Source organism: Sphingomonas montana, assembly GCF_001956315.1.
Lineage (GTDB): Bacteria > Pseudomonadota > Alphaproteobacteria > Sphingomonadales > Sphingomonadaceae > Sphingomonas_R > Sphingomonas_R montana.
The window spans coordinates 1-19,643 of record NZ_KV887140.1 but is presented as its reverse complement, the minus strand read 5'-3'; the positions used below and the strand labels follow the sequence as shown (position 1 = coordinate 19,643).

Below are 19,643 nucleotides of genomic sequence, written 5' to 3'. Positions count from 1 at the left end.
CGCTGCCCCCCCCGAAGGTCAGCGACTAAAGCGTCGCCTCGATCGCGCGTGCCGCGGCGTCGGGGTCTTCGGCGCCGGTGATCGGCCGGCCGATCACCAGGATCGATGCCCCCGCGCGCCGGGCCGCCGCCGGGGTCATCATCCGTTTCTGGTCGCCGGCGTCGCCGCCCGCGGGGCGCACGCCCGGCACCACGAAGAAGCCCTGCGGCCACAGCTTCTTCGCTGCCGCCACCTCCGCGCCGGAACAGACGATGCCGTCGATGCCCGCATCGCGCGCCAGCAGCGTCAGCCGCGCGACCTGCGCCTGCGGATCGTCGGGGACGCCGATCGCGGCCAGGTCGCTGCCGTCGAGCGAGGTCAGAACGGTGACCGCGACCACCTTGGTGCCCGGCGGGGCGGCGGCCTTCGCATCCTCCAGCATCGCGCGGCCACCGGCGGCGTGGACCGTCAGGATCGCGGGGGCCAGCGGGCGGAGCGCCTGGATCGCCTTTGCGACGGTATTGGGAATGTCGTGGAATTTCAGGTCGAGGAATATCGGCAGGCCGAGTGCCGCCATCTCGCGCACCCCGGCCTGACCGTTGGCCATGAAGAATTCGAGGCCCAGCTTGATCCCGCCGACATGGTTGCGGACCTTGCCCGCAAGATGGCGCGCCGCGGCCAAGTCCGGCGTATCGAGCGCGACGTAGATGCAGCCGCTCATGCCTGCGGCCCCATGACGGGCGGCGGAGTGTAGGCGGTGGGGCTGAGCGGTTCGACCGGGTCCCCGGGGACCGTGGCGGCAGGTGCCACCGGCGTCGGCCGCAGTTCCGCGATCGTGCGTTCCGCGCTGTCGATGCGGCGGCGTAGCCGCCAGCGGTTGGCCTGATACAGGATCGACGGCGGTAGCAGCCCGGCCAGGAACGCGATCAGCAGCAGGACCGGCAGCTTCACGTCCGCCACGATCCCGCCCCACAGATTGACCTGCGCGGTCGTCCAGTTCTTCGTGGCGAAGATCACCGCGATCACCGCGAGGACCACCCAGAACAGGGTTCTCAGGAATTGCATGGCATGGCCCTCCGCGTCATCGCCCTTCTTCTACGGCGGTGGGGCGGCAGGGCAAGTGGCGTGGAACCTTACCCCACTTCGCGGTCCAGCGTGGCGAACAGTTCGGGGATCGCGGTCAGGCGGCTGCGTTCCTCCGCCAGCACGGCGCGGAAGGCGCGCGTCTTGAGCATCGCGACATGGCCGGGCGGCAGCGTCGATCCGGCGGGCAGGGTGGAGATCAGGATATCGATCAGCCGGTCGATGCCGTGCAGCCGCCCCCACAGATAGTCGTTTTCCCGCCAAGCACGGCTGAAGAACGCGCCGAAGCTGTTGAAGTTGATGCCCTTCAGCGTCGCCTCCGCGCCGCCGGGGCGGATCCCGTTCGCGTCGTCCGGCGCGATCCGATCGACCTTGACCGGATAGAGTTCGTCGCCCTGATCGGTCCGCACCAGCGGCAGCGTGGCGATATCGTAGAAGGGGAAGCCCAGATAGGCGAGCAGGATGCGCCGCCGTTCGGCACGCGACAGCGGCAGCAGCGCGGCACAGAGCGTCGCATCCGCACGATCGTCGGTCGCGCGCAGATCGGTCGCCGCCGCAAGGGCGGCCAGCGCCGCGGACGGATCGGTCAGCGGATCGGGCATGTCCGCGATACCGGCGCGCTGCCGGTCGAGATAGGGCGCGAGTGCCGCGAACAGGGCGGTCCGCATCCCTTCGATCGCGGCGACCGTGCAGCCGGGCGGCGGCACGTCCGGCACCTGTTGCGCCACGAACCGCAGCCGGCGGATGCGAAACCCCAGGTCGTGCGCGCGCAGGAACGGGACGATATCGGCCGCGGCACCCGCGCCGTCGGTCGCACGGACATGCGCCCACAGGGCGGCCCGGATCGCGGCGGGATCGCGACCCGCCTGCCCGAACGTGGCGGTCAGCCGATCGATCACCGACGCCAGTTTCAGGTGTGCATAGCCGGCATGGGTGAAGCCGGCGGCGCGTGCGGCCAGCAGGTTGGCCCTGGCCCGCCAGCCCGCGATCCGCGCCGGCGTCGGCCGGGTCAGGAATATGGTGCCGCCCAATGCCGCGTCGATCGCGGCCTCCACTTCCGGCCGGATGGCGGCGATCGTGGCCGCGACGTCGGCAATCCGGGCGGAGCGGGCGGCGATCGCCTCCAGATTGTCGCGGATCGGCTGTTCGCGCGGGATGTCGGACATCGCGCCGAGGATCGTCTGGAAGAAACCGGGCGGTGCGGTGCCGTCACCGCCCGTCATCTGCACCGACCGGATATTGGGTTTGGGGTCTATATAGACGAAGCGACGGTCCACCTCGCGCGCGGCGGGGCGATCGCGCAAGGCCTCGATCGCCGGGCGGAACGGCGCGTTGCTCAGCACCGATCCGTCGATCAGGACCGCGCTTTCGGCCGCGCCGATCGCGGCCAGCCGGGGCAGGGCACGCGCCAGGAACGCCGTCCGCCCCGACCAGCCCTGTGCGCGCGTCCTGAGCACGCCGTCCAGTTCGGCCACGGTGAAGGGCGGGAACGCGCCGGGGAAGCTGGCGGTGGCCCGACCGGCGAAGACCAGGTCCGGGACCGCGCCGATCGATGCGCCATCCCCGTCGCGGTTGGAGAAGGCGAGTGTCAGGCGATGCTCGGTCTCGACGATCTCGGTCGGGGAATGGAGCGCGAGCCGTTCGGGGTGGCCCCGGAAATCGGTGACAGTCACGAACAGGTCGAGCGGATGGCGGTCGGGCAGCAGCGCCCGCCCGTCGCCCGTGCCGGCCATCGCACCCAGCGCGTCGAGCAGCAACGCGGTGAAGCGTGGCCCGCCGAACGGCGGCGCGAACCAGCGTGCCTGGACGAACCGTGTCAGCTTCGCCCGGACCTCCGCCTGCACCCCTGCCTGCACTGCCGGGTCCAGCCCGTCGGTTGCGGTCCGGCCGGCGGCGTAGCGGGCGATCGGTGTGGCCCAGAGCCGCGATATCCGACGCGAGATGGCGCCGGATGCCCGGTCGTCGTCCATCAGCCGATCGACATCGGCATTGTCCAGCCAGAGCGCGGTCAGTGGATCGAGCGATTGTCCGGTCGCGATCGCCTGCGCCAGGAAGATGCCGTTGATGCCGCCCGCGCTGGCGCCTGCCACGATATCGACCAGGACACGCAACCGGGTGCCGGTCGCCGCCTCGATCTCGCCGATCAGATCGCGATAGACCGCTTCGCTGGACCCGGTCGCCGGTTCGTCCGCATGATAGGCGCGGCTGGCGCGGGCGAGGTGCCAGATCTCGCGCGTGATGCCGTGCATGTACACCGCCAGGCTGATCCCGCCGTAGCAGACCAGTGCCAGCCTCAGTTCCTTCTCCCGCATGGGCGGAGGGTGGCATGACGGGGGCGGAAGTGGAAGGCGGGAAAGAAGGCCGTCTCCCGACCCTCTACCGCCCGGACGGGAGAGGGCTAGAAAGACGGGCGAGAGCGCGCTACGTTCCTATTTCGTTCTTTGTGGAGTACCGATGGCCAAGCCGCAGAAGCGTTATGTCTGCCAGTCCTGCGGGGCGGTGGCGAACAAGTGGCAGGGGCAGTGCGTCGACTGCCTGCAATGGAACACGCTGGTCGAGGATGCGGGCGGGGCGAAGACGCCGTTTTCCGCCAAGCACAACCTGCGCGGCGGCGGCAACCTCGTGATGATGTCCGCGCTCGACACCGATGTCGCACTGCCCGAGCGGATGCCGACCGGGATCGCGGAGTTCGACCGGGCACTGGGCGGCGGGTTCGTCGCCGGGTCCGCGACGCTGATCGGCGGCGATCCGGGGATCGGCAAGTCGACGCTGCTGCTGCAGGCGGCGGCCAAGCTGGCGCTCGCGGGCAAATCGGTCGCCTATGTTTCGGGGGAGGAGGCGGCGGATCAGGTGCGGCTGCGCGCGCGGCGGCTGGGCTGCGGCAACGCGCCGGTGCAACTGGGGGCCGCGACGTCGGTGCGCGATATCCTGACCACGCTGGAACGGGGCGAGGCGCCCGACATGCTGGTCATCGATTCGATTCAGACAATGCACAGCGACCTGATCGAGGGCGCGCCGGGCACGGTCAGCCAGGTTCGTGCATCGGCGCATGAACTGGTACGGTACGCCAAGGAAAGCGGCTGTGCGCTGGTCCTGGTCGGCCATGTCACCAAGGACGGGTCGATCGCAGGGCCACGCGTGCTGGAACATATGGTCGATACGGTGCTGTCGTTCGAGGGCGAGCGCAGCCACCAGTACCGCATCCTGCGCGCGATCAAGAACCGGTTCGGCGGCACGGACGAGATCGGCGTGTTCGCGATGGCGGAGGCGGGGCTGGACGAGGTGTCGAACCCGTCCGCGCTGTTCCTTACGACGCGCGGCGAGTCGGTATCGGGTGCGGCGGTGTTTCCGGCGATCGAGGGGACGCGGCCGGTGCTGGTCGAAATCCAGGCGCTGGTCGTGCGGCTGGCGTCCGGGGCGACGCCGCGCCGCGCGGTCGTGGGCTGGGATTCGGGGCGGCTGGCGATGATCCTGGCGGTGCTGGAGGCGCGCTGCGGGCTGAGTTTCTCGACCGCGGAGGTCTATCTGAACATCGCAGGCGGATACCGCGTGATCGATCCCGCGGCAGACCTGGCGGTGGCGGCGGCGCTAGTCTCGGCGCTGGCGGAACAGCCGATCCCGTCCGAGATGGTCGCGTTCGGCGAGGTATCGCTGTCGGGCGAGGTCCGGCCGGTGGCGCATGGCGGATTGCGGCTGAAGGAGGCGGCCAAGCTGGGCTTCACGCAGGCGCTGGTGCCGGCGTCGCTGACCGAGTCGCCCGCCGGCCTGTCGATGCGCGGCTATGCGACGCTCGCCGCGCTCGTTGACCGGCTGCTGGGTCGGGGGTAGCGATCGGGGCATGCCCGCGCTCACCGCCCTCGATATCGTCGTGATCCTGCTGGTGGGGGGCGGGGCGGTGCTCGGCATCCTGCGCGGGTTCGTGACGGAGATATTGTCGCTGTTCGCCTGGGTGGCGGCGATCCTGGCGCTGAAGTTCTTTCACCCCGCGCTCGCGGCGCTGCTGGTCGGGCCGGTCGGTACGCGGGCCGGGGCAGCGGTGGCCGCGTTCGCGATACTGTTCCTCGTCGTGTTCACGGGCGGCAAGCTGGTCGCGCGCGCGCTGGGGCGGCGGACGCGGCAGTCGGTGCTGGGGCCGCTCGACCGAATCCTGGGGTTCGGGTTCGGTGCGCTGAAGGGGTTGATCGGCGCGACCCTGCTCTTCCTGGGCGTCACGCTGGTCTATGACACGCTGTACGGCGGTGCCGCGGCGCGACCCGACTGGATCCGTGATTCGCGCAGCTACGCTCTGCTGAACGCCAGCGGCAAGGCGATCGTGGACTATGTCGCGGCACGGCGGCAGCTGGATGCGAAGCCGGCGAGGGCGGAGGCGAACTAGCGCTTCTGCTCCCTTCGACCATCGGGGGGGGGGCTTCGGCTGAGGGCAACGCAAGTTCGAAGTGCGGTCCAGTAAGAAAAAGTGAACGTCGGACTGGTCTGGCTCCTGGGTGTGGTGAGAGATACCGCCCGGCCAAGCCCCCCACCGACCCCTCCCCCCGGTGGGGGGAGGGCTATGCGGTCCCGCTCGGAACTCCTACATAGCGAGCTATGTCAGCACCGCTTTACAACCAGACCATCCTCCGGCTCGCGACGAGTATTCCGCATCAGGTACGGCTCGACGCGCCGCAGGGCAGTTCGGAGAAACGCTCGCCGGTGTGCGGCAGCCGGATCATCGTCGATGTCGCGCTGGGTCCAGACGGACGCGTCGCGGCGATCGGTCAAGAAGTGCGCGCGTGCGCGCTGGGACAGGCGTCGGCATCGCTGATGGGCGCCGCGGCGGTGGGGCGGACGGCGGCCGAGCTAGAGCGCGCGCGCGCCGACCTGACCGCCTATCTGGCCGGTGTCGCCGATACGCCCGGCGACTGGCCGGGGCTGGAGATCTTCGAGCCCGCGCGGCCCTATACCGCGCGCCACGCCTCGATCCGGCTGGCGTTCGAAGCGGTGGCCGATGCCGCCCGGCAGGCCGCCGACGTGCCGATCCACGCGGAAAACGTCGCGTGAACGAGGCGCACAGCGCGGCCAACTGGGTGCATGACGGTGTCATCATGCTGGGTGCCGCGCTGCTGTTCGTGCTGTTGTTCCGGCGGCTCGGCATCGGTGCGGTGCTGGGTTACCTGGTTGCGGGCGCCGTCATCGGGCCGCAGGGACTGGCGCTGATCGGCGACGTGGAGGGCAAGTTCGGGATCGCCGAGCTGGGCATCGTCCTGCTGCTGTTCCTGGTCGGGCTGGAACTGCATCCGACGCGGCTCTGGCGGTTGCGGCGCGACATATTCGGGTTCGGTTTCGGGCAGGTCGTGGCATGCGGCCTCGCGATCAGCGGCATCATCCTGGCGGTCGCGGGGTTCAGCTGGGAAGCGGCGCTGGCGCTTGGCCTGCCGCTGGCGCTGTCGTCGACCGCGCAGGTGCTGCCGATGCTGCGGTCCGCGGGGCGCATGAATACGCCGTTCGGGGAACGCGCCTTTTCGGTGCTGCTGTTCCAGGACCTGTCGATCGTACCGTTGATAACGATCGTGGCGGCCCTGTCGCGCGCGCCGGCCGATCCGGCGGCACCGCCGGGCTATATGCTGGCGCTGTACACGGTGGGGGCCGTCGTCGGGCTGGTGCTGGCGGGGCGTTATCTGCTGAACCCGCTGTTCCGGCTGATCGGGCATCTGGGGGAACGCGAACTGTTCGTCGCGGCGGCGCTGTTCACCGTGCTGGCGGCAGCGGGGGTGATGGAGGCGCTGCACCTGTCGACTGCGCTGGGTGCGTTCATCGCCGGCGTGATGCTGGCGGACTCGCCGTATCGGCATGAACTGGAAGCCGATGTCGAGCCGTTCCGTACGATTCTGCTCGGGCTGTTCTTCCTGTCGGTCGGCATGATGCTGGACCTGAACGTCGTCATGGCGCGGCCGCTGTTCGTGATCGGGCTGGCGGTCGCAGTGATCACGGTGAAGTCGGGCGTGATCTTCGGGCTGGCACGACTGTTCGGGGTGGAGGCGCGGCCTGCGCTGGCGCTCGGCCTGCTGCTGAGCCAGGGCGGGGAATTCGGCTTCGTGCTGTTCGCGCAGGCGCGGGCGGCGCAGCTGATCGAGCCTGAGGCGGCCAGCCTGTTCGGCGCGGTGGTAACGTTGTCGATGGCGACCACGCCGTTCCTGATGATGATCGCGCGGCGGTTCAACAAGGAAGGCAGCGGCCCGGAACGCGACGACCTCGAACGGCCGAGTGCCGCGATGCCGGCCAGCGCCATCGTGGTCGGTTATGGCCGGTTCGGCCAGACAGTGTCGCAGATGCTGATGGCCAAGGCGGTATCGGTGACGCTGATCGACGTGTCCGCGACGCAGATCGACCGGAGCAGCGCGTTCGGGTCCAAGGTCTTCTACGGCGACGGGACGCGGATCGACCTGTTGCGGCAGGCCGGGGCGGACGAAGCACGGACGATCGTGTTCTGCATGGATGGCGATCCGGTCTCGCCCGAAACGCTGAAACCGGTGCTGGAGGCGTTTCCGCACGCCGCCGTGCTGGTGCGGGCCTTCGACCGCACACATCTCATCAGGCTCGACAGGCTCGATCTGGCCGGCGTTACCCGCGAGGTGTTCGAAAGCGCGGTATGCATGGGGCGCAAGGCGCTGGAGGCGGTGGGCATCAAGCCGGAGAATATCGACCGGGTCGAGGCCGAGTATCGCAAGCGCGACACGTTGCGCCTGAGGCAACAGGGCAAATCGGGCGACCTGCATTCGGGCAAGGAAATGATGTTCACCCCCGAACGATCGCTGAAGACGGGACGGCCCGACGCATGAACATAATCGGTCTGCTGGCGGCGCTGTCCGGCGCGGCGGCGGTCATGGCGGGTGCCCGCGGTGCGCATGGCGCGGTAGGGGAGGCGGCGGAATGGCTGCGCACCGGATCGCACTATCAGATGGTCCATGCGGTGGCGGCGCTGGTCGTGATGGGACTGCCCGGTGGGCGCTGGCCGGCGGCCTTGTTCGTGGCGGGCGCGGCGTTGTTCGCCGGGTCCCTCTATGCGATGGCCTATGGCGTGCCGGCACGGGCGATCTGGTTCGTGACGCCACTGGGCGGTCTGGTACTGATCGCGGGCTGGCTGTGGCTGGCGGTGGGGATGTTGCGGGGGTAGCGGAGGCGCCGAGCGATGCGGCGCCGAGCGATCGATGTACGGCGTATAGTTTACTCAAAGTGCCACGATTTTAGGTTGATATGCCCGGTCTTTTCAGTTGGTTCGAGCTTCGTTGAGCGCGGTCCCGCTCGGCGGGTATCGTCGTTCAGGTCTGATAATTCACCCTGACATCCCGGACTTGACGCGGTGTTGAACCTGATCGGTCTCGATCTTGGAGTGCATTGCTACAGAAGCCAATTGCGCCGAGCCTAGTCGGGTCGCGCTGATGCCCGCCTCGACTAGGCTTGGGGCGATCAGGCTCAGGCCTTGGCTGCGCGCTTATTGGTGTCGACGCGCATGCCGGTGACGCTGACGACCAGCGTTTCGATCTGCGCTTCCACGAAGCCCGCCGAAAGGAAGCGCTCGATTTCCGCCAGCGGCAGCGCGAAGCCGCGGTGCCAGGCGTAGACCGCCAGCCGGCGCAGCGCCTCCAGCCGTGGATCGGCCAGCCGTGATGGCGCGTCCTGACCGAACAGCGCACCCATTGCGCGCGACAGCCGGCTGGGTTCCCCGAGGCTGCGCAGCGTGTCGCGTTTCGCCAGCGCGATCACGCTCCATTCCAGCGCGCGGAAACCGGCCCCCGCCGTCCCTGCTTCGACCTGATCGGGGGTCTGGACGGTGGTGCGGTTGGCAGGTGCGAACATGTCGTCGAGGTCCAGATAGGCCATGGGAATCCCCTTTTCGGTCGAGGGCGTGCGGGGCGGTCACCGACGGCGGATCCGTCGGCGTCCCGCCGGTCGGCGGACATGAGCCGGCTCTGCGCGAACCCAAATGGGTCGCGTCTTCATCGGTCATTTTAAAGCTGAACGGCCGAAGCCGGCGTGGTCAGGTGATGCAGATCGTCATTGCTGCGGGTCCCCGGTGGTCCTCCCCAACCGGGAAGTTTTTCAGTACCAGACGGTATATAAAGGCTGCGTACAGCCCGTCAATCGACTTTCATACCGGCCGGTATTATTATTTGGTCGGCCAGACCTGAAGGCTGGTTTCGACCAGCTGGCACAGTTCGGCACAGGTCGCGCCCGACCCGCCCTGCAACGCCAAGCCCTGCATCAGCGCGAACAGGTAGCGGACCAGTGCCGCGGGTTCGAGGCCGTCGGGAAACTCACCGGCAGCCTTCGCTTCCTCGAACCGCTTGACAATCGCGGCCTCCGACGAAGCACGTCGCTTCACCACTTCCGCCTTGATCGGTTCCGCTTCGGCACCGCAGGCAGCCGCGCTGATGACACCCAGGCATCCCTTCGGATCGCAGGTGCTCGTCTGCATCTGCAACGCCCCGCGCAGCAGCCGTTCGGCCACCGCCCGCGCGGTCGGCGCTTCCAGCGCGGATGTCATATAGGCCAGCTTCTCGCGCTCGTAGAGGTCGAGCGCCTTGTGGAACAACGCTTCCTTGTTGCCGAACGCGGCATACAGGCTGGGCTTGGTGATGCCCATCGCGGCCGTCAATTCGGCCATCGACGCGGCCTCATAGCCGTTGCGCCAGAACACGCGCAGGGCGGCCGCGAGCGCTTCGTCGAGATCGAACGCGCGCGGGCGACCCTTGCAGACCGACACTTTGGAAAGGATATTCATACCGATTGGTATATAGGGCTAATGCGCCGGGCGTCCAGAGCGGTGGCCTAGGCCCCCGGATCAGGCGTCGATCGCGTCCTCGTCCAGCTTCGCGGCATTCGCCTGGATGAAGGCGAAGCGATGTTCCGCATGCTTGCCCATCAGCCGGTCGACAAGGTCGCGGACCGCCGAGCGTTCTTCGTAGTCGGCGGGCAGCACGATTTTCAGCATCGACCGGCTTTTCGGGTCCATCGTCGTTTCGCGCAGCTGTTGCGGGTTCATCTCGCCCAGGCCCTTGAAGCGCGAGACGTCGACCTTCTTCCCGCGAAAATCCTTGCCTTTCTCCAGCAGCGCGCGGTGCGCATCGTCGCGGGCATAGGCGGACTTGCCGCCCGCGGTCAGCCGGTACAGCGGCGGTTGCGCCAGATGGAGATGCCCGCGCCGGACGAGATCGGGCATTTCCTGGAAGAAGAAGGTCATCAGCAGCGTCGCGATATGCGCGCCGTCGACGTCGGCGTCGGTCATGATGACGATGCGTTCATACCGCAGCAGCGTCGGGTCGCACGTCTTGCCGGTGCCACAGCCGAGCGCCTGGATCAGGTCGCCAATCTCGCTGTTCGCGCCGATCTTGGCACGGTTGGCGGATGCGACGTTCAGGATCTTGCCGCGGATCGGCAGCACGGCCTGCGTCTTGCGGTCACGCGCCTGCTTGGCGGAACCGCCGGCGCTGTCGCCTTCCACGATGAACAATTCGGTGCCGGCCGGGCTGTCCGATGCGCAGTCGGTCAGCTTGCCGGGCAGGCGGAGCGAGCGTTTCGAGGTCGCGGTCTTGCGCTTCACCTCGCGCTCTGCCTTCCGGCGCAGGCGGTCGTCCATGCGGTCGAGCACGAAACCCAGCAGCGCGCGACCGCGGTTCATGTCGTCGGTCAGATAATGGTCGAAATGGTCGCGCACCGCATTCTCGACCAGCCGGGCGGCCTCCGGACTGGTCAGCCGGTCCTTGGTCTGGCTCTGGAACTGCGGATCGCGGATGAAGACCGACAGCATGAGTTCGCAGCCGACCGCGATGTCCTCCGCCTGGATCTCGGTCGCCTTCTTCTGACCGACCAGCGCGCCGAACGCGCGGATCCCCTTGGTCAGCGCGGCGCGCAGGCCCTGTTCGTGCGTGCCGCCGTCGGGCGTCGGGATGGTGTTGCAATAATAGGTGTAGGACCCTTCGGACCATAGCGGCCACGCGACCGCCCATTCGACACGGCCCGCGGTGCCGGGAAAATCCTGCTTGCCCGCGAAAAAGCTGGTCGTCGCGGTTTCGCGATCGCCCAGCTGTTCGGCCAGATAGTCGGACAGCCCGCCCGGAAACTGGAACGTCGCCTCTGCCGGCGTCTCGTCGGACAGCAAGGCGGGATCGCAGCGCCAGCGGATTTCGACCCCGGCGTAGAGATAGGCCTTCGACCGGGCGAGACGGTAGAGTCGCGCGGGCTTGAACCCGGCGGCGTCGCCGAAGATCTCGGTGTCGGGCGTGAACGCCACGCTGGTGCCGCGCCGGTTGGGCGCGCCGCCGACCTCGATCAGCGCACTGGTGGGCAGGCCGCGCGAAAAGGTCTGGCGGTACAGCGCGCGGTTACGCGCGACCTCGATCACCGTGTCGGACGACAGCGCGTTCACCACCGACACGCCGACGCCGTGCAGGCCGCCCGAAGTGGCATAGGCCTTGTCGCTGAACTTGCCGCCCGAATGGAGCGTCGTCAGGATGACTTCCAGCGCGGACTTGCCGGGGAATTTTGGATGCGGATCGACCGGGATGCCGCGGCCGTTGTCGACGATCGTCAGCCGGTTGCCCGCAGCCAGCGCCATGTCGATGCGGTTCGCGTGGCCGGCGACCGCCTCGTCCATCGCATTGTCCAGCACTTCGGCCGCCAGATGGTGGAAGGCGCGCTCGTCCGTGCCGCCGATATACATGCCGGGGCGGCGGCGCACCGGTTCCAGGCCTTCCAGCACCTCGATCGACGACGCGTCGTACGTGTCGGATCCGGTGGCGGGGGCGGCAGCGAAGAGATCGTCGGCGGACATCGAGGGGGACCATAGCGGGAACGGAACGCGCTGTCAGCCTTTCGCATCGGGCATCAACGGGCTGGCGCGAACCGGGTCGGGGGCGCTACCGACGGCCGGACGGCAGACGAGGAAGACATGATGGCGGACGGATGGCGCACGGGCGCGGCAGTGGCGGCGATACTGACGGCGACGGGCGGACAGGCTGCGACGCCTTCGCCGACGCAGATCTCCGGCGCACGCATGTCGGCGTCGGTCAAGGTGCTGGCATCGGACGCATTCGAGGGGCGCGCGCCGGGCACCGCGGGTGAAACCCGCACGATCGACTGGCTGATCGCGCAGTTCAAGACGATGGGCGTGCAGCCTGGCGGCCGGAACGGATCCTGGACGCAGGCCGTGCCGCTGGTCCGCACGCAGATCGCGCCCGGCGGGACGATCGCGGTGTCGGGCACGCCGATGGTGGCGGGCCGCGATATCTATGTCAGCACGCTGCGCGCCGTGGACCGGGTCACGATCGCGAACGCGCCGATGGTTTTCGTCGGGTACGGCGTGCATGCGCCGGAGCGCCAGTGGGACGATTTCAAGGGTATCGACCTGAAGGGCAAGATCGCCGTTTTCCTGGTCAACGACCCGGATTTCGAGGCGGTCGCGGGCGATGATGCGAAGGGGCGGTTCGGCGACCGGCGCATGACCTATTATGGGCGCTGGACCTATAAATATGAGGAAGCGGCGCGGCGCGGCGCGATCGGCGCGCTGATCGTCCACGACACCGCCGGCGCGGGCTATCGCTGGGACACGGTCGTGGCGCCGGGCGGCGGCAATTACGATATCGTGCAGGCCAAGCCGGACGCGCGCGTCGCCTTGCAGGGCTGGATCTCGGGCAAGGCGGCGGCCGCCCTGTTCGCGCGTGCCGGGCTCGATCTGGCGGCGGAGCGGGTGCGGGCGCGGTCCAATGCGTTCCGTGCCAAGCCGATGGCGGCGCTGACGTTCAGCGCCAACCTGCCGGTGACGCAGTCGCGGGTCGAGAGCCGCAACGTGCTCGCCCGGATCCCCGGCCGGACGCGGCCGGACGAGACGGTGATGATCGGCGCGCACTGGGATGCCTATGGCCAGGGTACGCCCGACGCGCAGGGCCGCACCGTGCGGCCGGGGGCGAACGACGACGCGCTGGGCGTTGCAGGCGTGCTGGAACTGGCGCGTGGGTTCGCCGCGAGGCCGGCACCCGCGCGCAGCCTGGTCTTCGCGCTCTGGAGCGGGGAGGAACGCGGACTGCTGGGGTCCGAAACCTATGCGGTCGATCCGATCTATCCGATCGACCGGACCGTGGCGAACCTGACGCTGGACGTGTTGCAGACCGCGGGGCCGGCGCGCGACGTGATTCTGGTGGGGCAGAAGCAGAATGCGCTGGAAGATGATCTGGCGCGCGCGGCCGCCGGGCAGGGACGGCGGATCACGCCGGAGACGCTGCCGGAACGCGGGCTGTTCTACCGCGCGGACCATTTCTCGCTGGCGCGGCGGGGCGTGCCGACCATCCTGCTGATGGCGCTGGGCGGCGGCCCCGACCTGGTAAGGGGCGGGCGCGCGGCCGGCGATGCGTGGCTGCGCGGCTACATGGCCTGTTACCACCAGACGTGCGACGCATGGGACGCGGGATGGGACCTGCGCGGTGCGGTCGCGGATACCGAACTGGTGCGGGTCATGGCCGCGGACCTGGCCAATGGCACGCGCTGGCCGGAATGGCGCGCGGGATCGGAGTTCGATGCGGTGCGGCGGGCGAGCGCTGCCCGCCGGCAGTGAGCGAACGGCTGCCCGATGGGTCGTGAAGTCTTCTGACAGCAGGCTCGCACCGCATTGATAGGGCCCATTGATGGTTTGATAACCAATGTCGGGCATCGGTGGACTATGAACCGGGCACCCACTTGGCGATCAGTTTTGCGAACCGGCGATATGCAGCGCGGCGCCGGTCGCCGCGCGCTGCTCTGGATCACCCTCGGCTGCCTGCTGTTCGGGCTGCTGGAAGCCGGTGCGCCTCTGGAACATGTGCTGCGCAACCTGCGGGATCGGGCGCGGCAGCATGCCGCGTCGGGGCAGATCGTGGTGGTCGGCATCGACGATCGAACCGTGGATGCGGTGATGGAATGGCCGCTCCAGCGGCGCTACTATGCAAGACTTGTCGATCGGTTGAACGTCCTTGGTGCCCGCCGGATCTTCATCGATCTGAACTTCACGACCCGTTCGACGCCGGGCGACGACCGGTTGCTCGCCGATGCGATGCGGCGGTCGCGCGCCATCATCGTGCTGCCCAGCGGATTTTACGTCGATCCGGCGACCCGGGAGCGCCGCGAATTCGCACCGGCCGCGATGTTCCGTCCCTATGCCCAGGTCGCCAACATCAATGCGAGCTTCGACGCGGAAGGCGTCGTCCACCGGCTTCCCTTCGTGATGCGGAACGGGACCGAGGTTCATCCTTCCTTTTCGGCCCTGCTGGCGGGCCGCACGGGCGGGGGCGGCCGCGTCTATCCGATCGACTATTCGATCCGGCTGGCATCGGTGCCGGTGGTCAGCGCGGACGCCGTGATGACAGGATCGTCCGCGGCCGGCGACGTGGCGGGCAAGGACATCGTCATCGGGCTGACGTCGCTGCGGCTGGGCAGCAATTTCATGGTGCCCAATGTCGGCCTGACCTCCGGCATCTTCCTGCACGTCATGGGGGCCGAGACGCTGCTCAGCGGAATATCCAGCGAAGTGCCGTGGTTCGTCCCGTTCGCGCTGGCCGTACTTGTCGTCTGCGTCGGATTATTCGTGCGACGGCGGCTGCTGCGCGTCGTCGGATATGTGCTGGTAACGATCGGTGCGACGGCGCTTCCCTTCTTCCTGGACGCGCATCTGATATTCACCGAGATTATTCCGACGCTCGTCTTCCTGGGTGCGGTCGGGACGTATGCGCTCTGGTCGCAATATCGCACCGCGTTCCGCCAGCGTGCCGTGGTGAACGTCGTCTCCGGCCTGCCCAACCTGAATGCGTTGCGGGCCGTGGCGGGGGAGCCGGACGTCGCGCTGGTCGCCGCCCGCGTACGCAATTTCCCCGAAGTGAGCGCATCGTTGCCCGCCGACAAGGAACGCGCGCTGGTGGAACAGATCGCGCGCCGGCTCGCGCTCGGCAGTGGTGGTGCCACCATCTACCAGGGTGACGAAGGGATCTTCGCCTGGCTGATGCCGTGCGAGACGGTGTCGTTCACGTCGGACCAGTTCGATGCGCTGCACGCGCTGTTCCGCAATCCCGTGGCGATCGGCGACCGGCATGTCGATCTGGCGATCACGTTCGGCCTTGCGTCCGATCCCGACCTGTCGCCGTTCAACCGACTGGGCGGCGCGTTGATGGCGGCGGACGCGGCGGCGGAGGCGGGGCTCCACTGGAAACTGCACGAACCCGCGCAGCAGAGCGATTCGGCATGGCGGCTGTCACTGCTCGGCCGGCTCGATGCGGCGATCGACTCGGGCGAGATCTGGGTCGCCTACCAGCCCAAGATCGATCTCGCCTCGGGCCGGATCGTCGGCGGGGAAGCACTGGTTCGCTGGAGCCATCCGGAGAAAGGGCCGATCAGTCCGGTCGATTTCATTCCGATGGCCGAACAGCAGAACCGGATCGGCAAGCTGACCTACCATGTGATGGAAACGGCGATCCGCGCGGCGGCGGCGATCAACGGTCACGGCATGGAATTCGGCATCGCGGTCAACCTGTCCGCCCGGTTGCTCGACGATCCCGTTCTGGTCGAACGGGTGGCGGAGTTGCTGGCCGACCATGGTCTGGCGCCGCGGTTGCTGACGCTGGAGATTACCGAGACGGCCGCGCTGTCCGACGGCAGCCAGGCCATCGCCGTCCTGAACGCGTTGCGCGAAGTCGGTGTGGGTCTGTCGATCGACGACTATGGCACCGGATTCTCCAACCTGGAAAATCTGCGGACGATCCCGGCGACGGAGATCAAGATCGACCGAAGCTTCATCGACGCGATCGATCACAGCCGGAGTGATGCGGTGATGGTGCGATCCACGATCCAGATGGCCCATTCGCTCGGCCAGACCGTCGTGGCGGAAGGCGTTGAGCGGGCGGAAACGCTGCGGGCCTTGCGTGTCATGCGATGCGACATGGTGCAGGGATATCTGACCGGCCGCCCGATGAAGTTCGCCGCACTCAGCCGGATGCTGCTCACCGAACGGCGCAGGACCGCCGCTTAATTGGTTAATTTGTTGGTAACCATATTGTTTTTCTCCTAGAAATTTCCCCGTCGTTGCGAGTCGGTCGCACGGCAATTCAGGGGAATACGCATGAGCAATGCAAACAAGCCTACCCGTGGCATCTGGGACTGGTACTACGGCGAAGGCACGTGGGGCATCGGCGGCGGCGCACAGGCCTAAGTCGACGGAAGCCCCGGCCATATGGCCGGGGCTTCTTGCAGGTGCGTCGGACGCCGGCCTTCAGTCCGGTCCAAACGGAATAATCGACAGAGCCGCAGCCGACGTCCGGGCTGAATTAAACTATTCGTTTTATTGAATCCGTTTACCGCAGCGCCAGATCCTCAAGGCGGGCGCAATCCGCATCGGGCGCGCGAACGCCGCGACCGGCATCGCCCCGCGTCCGGATGGTTTTCAGGAACGCACCGACCTTTGCGAACAGGCCCTGCCTGCGGCCGGTCGGGTCGGGCGGGGTGACATCCAGCCGTGGGTCGGCGAGGGTCCCGGATATGCGGACCGGCGCTGCGGACTGGATCAGGTCGGGGCGTTTCGACCGTCCGGTGAAGATCAGCGCGAGCCGCTCGGTCGCGAGATCCACGCTGCCATGTCCGTCCGCCCGCATGACCGGTGTATCGATCAGCAGGGGCGCGGGCGAGAGCCGGCCGCCGCGCACCGTGAACCGCCCGATCAGACAGCGGATCGGCACCGTCGTGTCGGACTTGCCGATCGCCAGGGCCGCGCCGCGCAACAGGTCGCCTGCCGCCAGCGTCGCCAGCGTGCGGGCGACGTGCCCCTCCCGCGCGACCAGGCCGATCGTGCCGGACGATGCGGCGATCGCGGCACGCAGGGTCGGACCGCTGCCGTCCAGTGCGATCCTGCCGGACAGCGGCCCGGACGCTTCCGATACCCGGGTCAGCACATCCTCGATCCGCGCGCCACGCATGCGCAACCGCATCGTCAGACGGGGTTGCGTGCTGGCGCGGTGATCGACGAGCATGCTGCCGGACAGCGCACCGTGGGTCAGGCCGACGTGCAACGGATCGACGACCAGCCGGCGGTGGTCCAGCGTCAGGGTGGCCGACAGGCTCCTGAACCGGCTGCCGGGTGGCATGAGCAGGCTGTCGGCGACGAAACGGAGCCGCCCGTCGGTATGGTCGAGCTTGTCGAGTCGGATGCGCGTGCCGGGCAGCACCCGCCGCCCGATCGCGCGATCCCGCGCAGCCGCACGGGCACGCGCGGCGTCGGACGAAAGATCGTCGAAATCGAACCGTCGCGACCGGATGTCCGCGTCGAGGAAGGTGCGCCCTTCGCGTTTCGTGACGGTCAGCGTGCCTGCCAGGTCGGAGCGGCCGAGCATCCCGGACAGGCGCGTGAACGCCCAGCCGGGCGCGTCGCGGCGCAGGTTTGCGCGCAGGCGATATTGCTGCGTCGCCGGAATGCCGGCCTGCACGATCGCATCGAGCGATTTCAGGTCGTCGCCGTGCGATGTGACGCGGGCGGAGAAATGACCGAGGTCGAGCGGCCGGTCCATCGTCCCGTCGGCAGACAGCGTCACGGCCGGCGACGCGATCGTCAGCCCGAACGGATAACGGGCCGCCGGGTCGAGGTCGTTCAGCGCGCCGCCGTGCGCCGTCACCCGGATCGACGATCCGCGGAGCGTACCGCGGCCCGAAACCCGGACGCCCGACCGTTCGTCCGCCGCCAGCGACGCCTCCAGATCGAGCCGCCGGCGCGCATCGACGATGCGAACCCGGCTGTCCGCGATACGCAACTGGCGGATGCGCGGGATATCGTCGGCAGCGTCGTCGTCACCGCCGCTGTTCTCATAGTTCCAGCGTCCGGCGGCGTCGCGGACCAGAACCAGCCGCAACCCGGAGACATCGAGCGCGGTTGGCAAAAGCTTTCCGCGCAACAGCGGGAGGAGCGGGATGCGGACCGTCGCCTGCGCCACGCGCAGCATGTCGCCGCGACCGAGCCGGCCCGGCTGTGGAATGCGGACGTCGGTGATGCGCAGGGTGGGCGTGAAGCCGAAGCCGTCGACGCGGTCGATCGCGCCGATCGTGGCCGGCCGGCCGAGCTGCGCCGACATGCGGCGTTCGATCGGTGCGCGCAGCAAGCCCCAGGGAAACGCGCCTACCGCAAGCACGCCGGACGCGGTTATAATGGCGGTGCCGGCCAGCAGGCGACCGGAACGGGGGAAGCGGGGGGAGGTCATAGGATGGGAGGACGCAGCGCGCATCCCGACGTTCCGTCAATCCACGAGCAGGCCGGCACCCAGCAGCAACAGGAGTTTCACGTCGATGACGGTTCCGGCCACCCGCGCGGCATCGACGAACTGGGCGATCTGCGTCAACGGCACGCGGTGGACGACAATATCCTCGCCTGCGACGCCGCCGCCGTCCGAAACCCGGACCAGCCCGGTCGCACGGACCAGCATGAAGGTTTCCGATACCATGCCGGGGGAGGAGGCGAACCGCCCGAGCGAGGCGACATGATCGGCGCGGTAGCCGGTCTCCTCCTCCAGTTCACGCGCGGCCGCGACCTCGACCGGTTCGTCGTCCGTCTCGTCGCCGACCAGCCCGGCGGGCAGTTCCAGGCAGCGTGCCTGCATCGGCACGCGATATTGTTCGACCAGCAGGACATGGCCGTCGTCGATCGCCAGGATGACCGCGGCCCCGATACCGCGTGCACGGCCGACATATTCCCATGGCCCACGACGGCGGACGGTGATGTAGCGGCCCTCCCACATCGTTTCGACGGGGTCGACGGCGGGGTCGGCGGGATGGTCGTTCATAGCTGGATCAACCTGTCGGGCAGTTCGGGCGCGTCACCGCCGGAACGGGGGAAGTGGGCGGCAAGCACGGTGCCGATCGCCGCGATCGCCGCGACCATGCCGTCGGCGGTGCGACCCGCCCGAACCTGCGCGAGCAGATCGGCGAGGACATCGCCCCAGAGTTCGGCGGGCACGCGCGCGTGGACGGCGGCATCGGCCACGATTTCGGCACGCCGTTCGGCGATCGAGAGGTAGAGCAGCACGCCGTTGCGGCTGGCGGTGTGGGTCTGCACGCCGACGCGGAACAGATCGACCGCGCGGCGACGCACGCGGCGCGCCGTGGTCGCGCCGGGAGTCAACCGGTAGCGGAGCGGCGACCGGCCGATCGCGAAGGTGACCAGCAGGAAGATCAGGACGACCGCGAACAGCAGGATGCGCAGGCGCGGGGCGACGCCGCTCGACCAGCCGCCGGTCATCGCGACATGAACGGCGTCGAGCCAGCCGGGCCAGGCGGCGGCGACCGCGATCGTCGCCAGCATAGCAAGCAGCGCCCAATGCAGCACCACGTCGGCATAGCTGTCCGACCGGGCGGCGATGATTGGCACGATCTCGCCGTCGGTCGCGGTCTCTGCCGTGGTGACCGCCTGCGTGATGCGGGCGCGATCCGTTGCGGTGAGGGGGGGCATCACCACCGGCCCGATGCCCCGCCGCCGCCGAAGGACCCGCCGCCGCCGCCGGTGAAGCCGCCGCCCATCCAGCCGCCGCCGGAACCGCCCCCCGAGCCACCCC

The 19,643-nt window shown here is 68.6% G+C and carries 16 protein-coding genes; 7 read left to right on the top strand and 9 right to left on the bottom strand.

The window, feature by feature from the left end; translation table 11 throughout:
- Positions 1–25 precede the first annotated feature (25 nt).
- From pyrF to BKY59_RS01555, 3 genes are all read right to left on the bottom strand, one after another.
- Positions 26–700, bottom strand: coding sequence for an orotidine-5'-phosphate decarboxylase (gene pyrF, locus BKY59_RS01565; protein WP_076068348.1), 675 nt, complete (start codon positions 698–700; stop codon positions 26–28).
- Positions 697–1,044 carry a LapA family protein gene (locus BKY59_RS01560; RefSeq protein ID WP_076068347.1) on the bottom strand — a complete coding sequence of 116 codons (348 nt, stop codon included), beginning with the start codon at positions 1,042–1,044 and terminating at the stop codon, positions 697–699. Before BKY59_RS01560 ends, pyrF begins: the two co-directional genes overlap by 4 nt.
- A gap of 68 nt (positions 1,045–1,112) precedes the next feature.
- Positions 1,113–3,374, bottom strand: coding sequence for a patatin-like protein (locus BKY59_RS01555; protein WP_076068346.1), 2,262 nt, complete (start codon positions 3,372–3,374; stop codon positions 1,113–1,115).
- A gap of 142 nt (positions 3,375–3,516) precedes the next feature.
- Between BKY59_RS01555 and radA the strand changes: the two genes are divergently transcribed.
- From radA to BKY59_RS01530, 5 genes are all read left to right on the top strand, one after another.
- The gene (radA, locus tag BKY59_RS01550; protein ID WP_076068345.1) at positions 3,517–4,890 is read left to right on the top strand and encodes a DNA repair protein RadA; all 1,374 of its coding nucleotides are present in this window, start codon (positions 3,517–3,519) and stop codon (positions 4,888–4,890) included.
- Between the two features lie 10 nt (positions 4,891–4,900).
- Positions 4,901–5,437 (top strand): CvpA family protein, encoded by a 537-nt coding sequence (locus BKY59_RS01545; protein ID WP_076068344.1) that lies wholly within the window; start codon positions 4,901–4,903, stop codon positions 5,435–5,437.
- Positions 5,438–5,646: 209 nt separating this feature from the next.
- Entirely contained in the window at positions 5,647–6,099 is a 453-nt protein-coding gene (locus BKY59_RS01540; protein ID WP_076068343.1) for an iron-sulfur cluster assembly scaffold protein, read from the top strand.
- Positions 6,100–6,143: 44 nt separating this feature from the next.
- Positions 6,144–7,877 (top strand): monovalent cation:proton antiporter-2 (CPA2) family protein, encoded by a 1,734-nt coding sequence (locus BKY59_RS01535; protein WP_076068424.1) that lies wholly within the window; start codon positions 6,144–6,146, stop codon positions 7,875–7,877.
- Positions 7,874–8,212: a DUF423 domain-containing protein gene (locus BKY59_RS01530; RefSeq protein WP_076068342.1), complete on the top strand. Its 339-nt coding sequence runs from the start codon at positions 7,874–7,876 to the stop codon at positions 8,210–8,212. The genes BKY59_RS01535 and BKY59_RS01530 overlap by 4 nt, the downstream gene beginning before the upstream one ends.
- Before the next feature lie 299 nt (positions 8,213–8,511).
- Here the strand turns inward: BKY59_RS01530 and BKY59_RS01525 are convergent, their stop codons facing one another.
- The 3 genes from BKY59_RS01525 to parE all read right to left on the bottom strand — a co-directional run bounded on the left by BKY59_RS01525 (position 8,512) and on the right by parE (position 11,869).
- On the bottom strand, positions 8,512–8,919 hold the full coding sequence (locus BKY59_RS01525; RefSeq protein WP_076068341.1) for a hypothetical protein: 408 nt from the start codon (positions 8,917–8,919) through the stop codon (positions 8,512–8,514).
- Positions 8,920–9,205: 286 nt separating this feature from the next.
- The gene (locus BKY59_RS01520) at positions 9,206–9,820 is read right to left on the bottom strand and encodes a TetR/AcrR family transcriptional regulator (protein ID WP_076068340.1); all 615 of its coding nucleotides are present in this window, start codon (positions 9,818–9,820) and stop codon (positions 9,206–9,208) included.
- A 60-nt stretch (positions 9,821–9,880) separates the two neighbouring features.
- Positions 9,881–11,869 carry a DNA topoisomerase IV subunit B gene (gene parE, locus BKY59_RS01515; protein WP_076068339.1) on the bottom strand — a complete coding sequence of 663 codons (1,989 nt, stop codon included), beginning with the start codon at positions 11,867–11,869 and terminating at the stop codon, positions 9,881–9,883.
- 117 nt (positions 11,870–11,986) lie between these two features.
- Between parE and BKY59_RS01510 the strand changes: the two genes are divergently transcribed.
- Both BKY59_RS01510 and BKY59_RS17005 read left to right on the top strand, forming a co-directional pair.
- Positions 11,987–13,645 carry a M28 family peptidase gene (locus BKY59_RS01510; RefSeq protein ID WP_076068338.1) on the top strand — a complete coding sequence of 553 codons (1,659 nt, stop codon included), beginning with the start codon at positions 11,987–11,989 and terminating at the stop codon, positions 13,643–13,645.
- A 150-nt stretch (positions 13,646–13,795) separates the two neighbouring features.
- On the top strand, positions 13,796–16,084 hold the full coding sequence (locus BKY59_RS17005) for an EAL domain-containing protein (RefSeq protein WP_165374782.1): 2,289 nt from the start codon (positions 13,796–13,798) through the stop codon (positions 16,082–16,084).
- Positions 16,085–16,406: 322 nt separating this feature from the next.
- Here the strand turns inward: BKY59_RS17005 and BKY59_RS01495 are convergent, their stop codons facing one another.
- The 3 genes from BKY59_RS01495 to BKY59_RS01485 are packed head-to-tail and all read right to left on the bottom strand — an operon-like array spanning position 16,407 to position 19,540.
- Positions 16,407–18,296: an AsmA family protein gene (locus BKY59_RS01495; protein ID WP_076068337.1), complete on the bottom strand. Its 1,890-nt coding sequence runs from the start codon at positions 18,294–18,296 to the stop codon at positions 16,407–16,409.
- 36 nt (positions 18,297–18,332) lie between these two features.
- Positions 18,333–18,875 carry an NUDIX hydrolase gene (locus tag BKY59_RS01490; RefSeq protein ID WP_076068336.1) on the bottom strand — a complete coding sequence of 181 codons (543 nt, stop codon included), beginning with the start codon at positions 18,873–18,875 and terminating at the stop codon, positions 18,333–18,335.
- Entirely contained in the window at positions 18,872–19,540 is a 669-nt protein-coding gene (locus BKY59_RS01485) for a TPM domain-containing protein (RefSeq protein ID WP_076068335.1), read from the bottom strand. Before BKY59_RS01485 ends, BKY59_RS01490 begins: the two co-directional genes overlap by 4 nt.
- Between the last annotated feature and the right edge of the window lie 103 nt (positions 19,541–19,643).